A 1,730-nucleotide genomic window follows, 5' to 3' on the forward strand; every position below is an offset into this window, starting at 1 on the left:
CGGCGCGGCGTCGATCGAGGAGTAGTCCTTGAACTCGCCACCGAAGCGCTCGGCACCGATCTTGGTCAGTGCGGCGGTCAGCGTGGTCTTGCCGTGGTCGACGTGACCGATGGTGCCGACGTTGACGTGCGGCTTGGTGCGCTCGAACTTACCCTTGGCCATGGCTGCTTATCTCGAATTCGTCTGAGAGGTGATGCTTAAGATGGTGCTCACGAAAGGAATCGAACCTTCGACCTCTTCCTTACCAAGGAAGTGCTCTACCGACTGAGCTACGTGAGCCGAGTTTTGCATTATGACATGAACTCGATAATATTCAAAGTTCATTCAATGGAGCGGGAGACGGGAATCGAACCCGCACCATCAGCTTGGAAGGCTGAGGTTCTACCATTGAACTACTCCCGCGCCGGGAATGTCACAACGTGAAACTGGTGGAGGGAGGTGGATTCGAACCACCGAAGGCGTAAGCCAGCAGATTTACAGTCTGCCCCCGTTGGCCGCTTGGGTATCCCTCCTTACCACCCCAACCCGTTGCCGCCGAAGCGTTGCGGTGTGTGGTGGTGAGCCGCTTATTCTGCTGATCAGGCGGGGGGCTGTCAACGCTTTTTTCCATCTTTTTCACACGCTGTCGCAAACCCATTGATACGCAAGGTTATTGCTCAGGAACCGGCAGGGTCTCGCTGGCGAAAATTGCGACATGGGGGACGCCGTCGGCGCCGATCCAGCCCCGATACATGCCCCGGGTGTTGAACGGCATGGCCATTTTTCCGTCTGCGGCAAGCACGATCGCGCCGCCGTCGCCGCCCATCTTCGGAATCATCTCGTTGATCACGCCCCTGCCGGCCTGCTCCGGCGTCTGCCGCTGGTAGCGCATGCGCGCACAGATCTCGTGCGCGGCCGCAGTCCGGATGTAGTACTCGCCCCAGCCGGTGCCCGATACCGCGCAGCCCGCGTCGGCCCAGGTACCGGCGCCGATGATCGGCGAATCACCCACACGGCCATAGCGCTTGTTGGTCATGCCACCGGTGGAGGTGCCGGCGGCAAGCTGCCCCTGCGCATCCAGGGCAACCGCGCCCACCGTGCCGAAGTGCCTTGCGGTCTCCAGGTCGGCGTGCGCCTGGCCACTGGCCTCTTCCTTCAATGCGCGCTGCAGTTGCTGCCAGCGCTTGTCGGTACGGAAGTAGGATGGATCGACAAGGCCGATGCCCTGCTCCACCGCGAATGCCTCGGCACCCTGCCCGACCATCATCACGTGCCTGGACTTCTGCATCACGGCCTGGGCCAGCAGGATCGGGTTGCGCACCCGCTGCACGCCGGCCACCGCACCTGCAGCCAGGGTGGCGCCATCCATCACTGCGGCATCCAGTTCGTTGTGGCCGTCATGGGTGAACACCGCGCCCTTGCCGGCGTTGAAGGTCGGATCGTCCTCCAGCACGGTGATTGCCGCAGTGACGGCTGCAAGCGCCGGGCGACCGGCCGCCAGTTCGGCATGGCCCTTCAGCAGCGCCGCGCGCAACGCGTCGCGCGCAGCCTTCTCTTCAGCCGGCGACAGGTCCTTGCGCTCGACACCGGCGCCGCCGTGGATGACCAGCAACGGCGAGGCGGCCGGAGCGGCCTGGGCAAGCAACGGCAGGGACAGCAGCGCGGACAGCACCAGGCGCAGTTTCATCGGGTACATCTCCAGCAGGTGTAGTGAAAGGATTGCACCGGTAGTGCCGGGGGGGGGGGGGGGG

General features: G+C 63.6%; 2 protein-coding genes and 3 tRNA genes. All 5 read right to left on the reverse strand.

The annotated features are described in order from the left end of the window. The coding region (locus ABGA94_RS01550) for a GTP-binding protein (protein WP_353761873.1) at window positions 1–162 on the reverse strand (162 nt) is incomplete at its 3' end. Between the two features lie 41 nt (window positions 163–203). Beyond that, window positions 204–279, reverse strand: a tRNA-Thr gene (locus tag ABGA94_RS01555). Window positions 280–328: 49 nt separating this feature from the next. Further along, window positions 329–402: transfer RNA gene (locus tag ABGA94_RS01560), tRNA-Gly, on the reverse strand. A gap of 24 nt (window positions 403–426) precedes the next feature. After that, a tRNA-Tyr gene (locus tag ABGA94_RS01565) sits at window positions 427–512 on the reverse strand. Window positions 513–649: 137 nt separating this feature from the next. Then, window positions 650–1,666, reverse strand: a complete 1,017-nt coding sequence (locus ABGA94_RS01570; RefSeq protein WP_070489516.1) for an isoaspartyl peptidase/L-asparaginase family protein — start codon at window positions 1,664–1,666, stop codon at window positions 650–652. Window positions 1,667–1,730 lie beyond the last annotated feature (64 nt).

It is taken from the genome of Stenotrophomonas sp. 3diitr2024 (assembly GCF_042136455.1).
In the GTDB taxonomy this organism is placed as follows: Bacteria; Pseudomonadota; Gammaproteobacteria; order Xanthomonadales; family Xanthomonadaceae; genus Stenotrophomonas; species Stenotrophomonas sepilia.